Raw genomic sequence first — 4,237 nt, forward strand, 5'->3', positions numbered from 1 at the left:
TAAAAAAACCATGCCCGGCGGACATGGTTCTAACCTTATCAATAGTTGTGTTGTTTATTTAATTTTAAATAGAATCTACGTTGGCTTCTATCACATCTTCAATAGCATCGGGCACCAGATTAAAAAAGTCATATCCGGTTGCTGCTTCAATATTATCGACACTGGTAATATATTGAGTCCAGTCTGAGGTTACAGAATTACTATTAGGCATATCTACCGCAATAACTCTGGTTGAAGTGGTAACCCTGTCTACATCGTTATCTCCATCAGGAATGATCATAATTACCTTCCAGGTATTTGAAGGAACCTGTATCTTACCATCTGCAAGATATTCGGCATATCCATTCGCACCATCACCGCCAATTCCATAACCACCGGCAATTATATAGATCTCATAACCACCAGCCAGCATGGATCGGCAATAGTTTTCCAAATTTGCCCAGGCATATCTGTTATTGCTTGGTGCCTGAGGCATCATATTGGTCATGTAAAAGGTATTGGAATTATCATCTACAGATAAAGTCCTGTCTGCAGATGGACATAGATGTCCGCGATCAAAGCCGCTATACTGATAATCTGTCGCGCCTACCTGATACCATGAAGCCGGTAAACTGCTGTCTGCCCTAAAATCGTTTTGCCTTGAAGCACTTCCCATCCAGGCCTCATCTAAATGCCAGCTCACCCAATTGGAGGTGCCTTTATCCCGACTATAAGACATTACATATTCTTCCTTTTCCAGTAAATAATTATTAAAATATGTTACATCTGCCACAGCCATAGAAGGGTTTCCCATGGTAAGATGCACTGCGCCTAAACCGGAAGGTGGAGTTCCTCCTGAACCGCCTCCAGGCTCTCCGGTCCCGGAAGTGTTACCTATTACAAAATCATCAATATTAATACGGTCACCGCTGCCGCTAAGTTTAATGATTCTGAATCTTACGTTTCCTGAATAGTTAACCGTAAAATTTAAAGTGGTAAGGCTTGTGGAGTTTGAAGTCTGAACATCTCCAACATTAGACCAGCTTCCACCCTGATCTGTAGAAGCCTGCAATTGCCAGGTACTGTTTTCATCGGTTCCATAGACTGCGTGGGCCAGACTAATACTTTCAGCACCCGTAACGTCGTAAGTCATTTCAAGTTTTCCAAGATCCCGAATCCTTACAGATTTCGATCCGTTTTTCCTGTCGTTAGTTAGCGTACCTATCAATGCCTCCTCCAAATTCCAAACTCCGGAAGGTAATTCCACCGTGCCGGCAGCATAACTTCCTTTGGAACCGGTTTCATAATCTTCAGTAATATTTATAAGATCACCAGCAGGAGTTTCCGTAACCGGGTTAGGCTCTACAATTAAATTATCAATATTTATTCGCTCATTGCTTCCATCGGTTTTTCTTATTTCAAGCCTTATGTTTCCTGAAACATCCACGGGAAAAACAACTGTAGAAAGATTGGCCTTTTTCGCCTGAACTTCATTTCCGGCAGAGATCCAGTTTCCTCCTCCGTCTACAGAATAGTAAACCTGAAATGTGGTGCTTTTGTCACGACCAAATTTTGCATAGTCCAGGCTGATAGATTTCGCACCTTCGGGAAGATCAAAATCCATGGTAATTAATCCGTTTCCGGTAAGTCTTACAGATTGGGCTCCGGTTTTAGCATCAGAATCCAGAGTGCCCAATAGAGCATCCTGAAAATACCAGTTCCCGCCTGTAAAACTTACAGCAGCACCAGCGTATGAGTTTTTAGAGGCGCTCTCAAAATCCTCTTCGTAATCACCTGCTGCGTTTACAGTAAAATCGAATTGTCCTGAAATTGCATTATCCTGCTGCACTAACTCATCTGTCGCACAGGCATTCAAAAACAATAAAGCCTGCAAACATAGCAGGCATTTAAATAGAAAGGGTTTGTTCATGGGTTAAGTAGGTTTGTGATAAGGTTTTACGCGAACTAAATTATCTATTTAACCCCTTAGTATCTTAACCCGTAACTTCAACTTATAAAAAGGATATTAACAATGCTATTCCTACATAAAATACTCATTATAAAAAAGGGTTGCAAAATGCAACCCTCTAGTATTAAGATCTTAATCATTAATATAGCACCCGGAACCGGATAGTTCCCTGAATTTCTTTCAATTCCTTGATGACCTCAGCTTCATACTCTTTATCGATATCGGTGATCACATAACCAATAGTCTCATTGGTTTTTAGATACTGTCCAACAATGTTGATATCATGAGCTGCCAGGATCCTGTTGATATGAGCTATGATCCCCGGTTTATTATGGTGAATATGAATAAGCCGGTGTGCATTTTCCAAGATTGGTAATTGAAGATTTGGGAAATTTACAGAATTGGTAGTACTTCCCGTGTTGATGTAGTTAATGATCTTTCCGGGAACAAAATTTCCGATATTCTCCTGAGCTTCTTCTGTTGATCCTCCAATATGCGGAGTAAGGATCACATTTTGCAATCCGCGGAGTGGTGATTCAAATTCTTCCTGATTGGTTTTTGGTTCTTTTGGAAATACATCTACCCCTGCCCCGGTTATTCTTCCGGCTTCCATATGTTTTTTCAAAGCTTCAACATCAACCACCTGTCCCCGGGCAAGATTCAGAAAAATTGATCCCTTCTTCATCCAGCTAAATTGCTTGTCCCCAATCATGTTCTGGTTCTCTTTTCTTCCATCCACATGCAGGGTAACCACATCTGCTGTTTCGAGCAATTCTTTTAAACTATTGCATTTTGTAGCATTTCCCAGCGCGAGTTTTTCTACCAAATCGTAATAATAGACATCAAAACCTATAGCTTCAGCAACTACAGATAATTGGGAACCTATATTTCCATAACCCACGATCCCCAACTTTTTTCCCCGAATCTCATAACTGCCTTTAGCCGATTTGTTCCACTGCCCATTATGCATTTCGGCAATTCTATCCGGTAAATTCCGCATAAGAAAGATGATCTCCCCAATGGCAAGTTCTACTACAGATCTCGTATTACTATAAGGAGCATTAAAAACGGCGATTCCCTTTTTAAGGCAAGCTTCAAGGTCAATCTGGTTGGTCCCAATACAAAAAGCCCCTACAGCGATAAGTCGGTTGGCATTTTCCAGTACTCTGGCCGTAAGATTGGTTTTGGAGCGGATCCCTAAAACAGAAACATCTTTGATCTTTTCAGCAAGTTCTTCCTCATCCAGTGCTCCGGAAATTGTTTCTACATTATATCCTTCATTTTTCATGATGTTCACCGCATCTGCATGAACATTTTCCAAAAGCAGGACTTTGATTCGGTTTTTTGGATAGGAAATAGCTTTATTCATTTTATGAAGATATAGAAATTCGTCAAGGCTTGGAGTGATATGGTCTGCTTTATCAAGGATTTCATCTCTCTCCACATTTTCTGTAAAAGCATAGAACTTATTGGCTAGGCCGGCAGCTTTGATCTCATAATCATTGTACCCATCTCCAATAACGTATACATCTCCTTTAAGGTCCAGTTTTTTAAGAAGTTCAACTTTTCCATTGCTCGATGACAGCACATTGGATTTATCGAATCCGGTTATTTTTCCTGCGGAATCAAATTCAAAAGTATTGGCGTATACGTTCTCTTCTCTAACTCCCAGCTTTTTTACAATAGGAACAATGATCTCTTTAAAACCATTGGAAATTATATAGATGCGATCTTCGTATTCTCTGAAGAATTCCTCATTCCTGACAAAGGAGACTGAAACTTTTTCCTGAAGGCGTTGTACTACCTCGGGGATCATATCATGATGACCTTCCAGAATGGCCAGGCGTTTTTCCAATGATTCCCTAAAAGCCAGTTTACCGGCCATGGCAAGATCTGTAAGATCTTTTAAGGCCTGTAACTTCTGCTCTTTGTCCGGATTTTTTTCCAGAGATATCTCTCCAAGGACGTCAAGGGCTTCAACCTGTGTAAATGTACTATCAAAATCAATTACGAAATTCCTGTTTTGCTCCATGTTTCTTTCAACTATTTTCTATAACCTAAGTAGTAAAACTAAGATTTTTAAAGAACCTGTCAACGGCTATAGGAAGGAATTATGATCTTTTATGATATCCTTAAAACTATCCCTTAAATGAACTCCTAAATTTTAAAATACCTAATAAAATTTTGCTTTTAATCCTTTTTTAGGAATTAAAAATAATACCCTTTCACGCTTATGAAGCGTTAAAAATTTTTGCTCAAGCTCCTTCAACAGTAAATCCAAATTTTATC

The 4,237-nt window shown here is 39.8% G+C and carries 2 protein-coding genes; both read right to left on the reverse strand.

Features of this window, described 5'->3' with window-relative positions; all coding sequences use genetic code 11:
* Window positions 1-64: 64 nt before the first annotated feature.
* On the reverse strand, window positions 65-1,909 hold the full coding sequence (locus ACNKXV_RS11515) for a DNA/RNA non-specific endonuclease (RefSeq protein WP_417907882.1): 1,845 nt from the start codon (window positions 1,907-1,909) through the stop codon (window positions 65-67).
* A gap of 178 nt (window positions 1,910-2,087) precedes the next feature.
* On the reverse strand, window positions 2,088-3,980 hold the full coding sequence (serA, locus tag ACNKXV_RS11520; protein WP_417907883.1) for a phosphoglycerate dehydrogenase: 1,893 nt from the start codon (window positions 3,978-3,980) through the stop codon (window positions 2,088-2,090).
* Between the last annotated feature and the right edge of the window lie 257 nt (window positions 3,981-4,237).

This window comes from Christiangramia aquimixticola (assembly GCF_048285835.1).
Classification (GTDB): domain Bacteria; phylum Bacteroidota; class Bacteroidia; order Flavobacteriales; family Flavobacteriaceae; genus Christiangramia; species Christiangramia aquimixticola.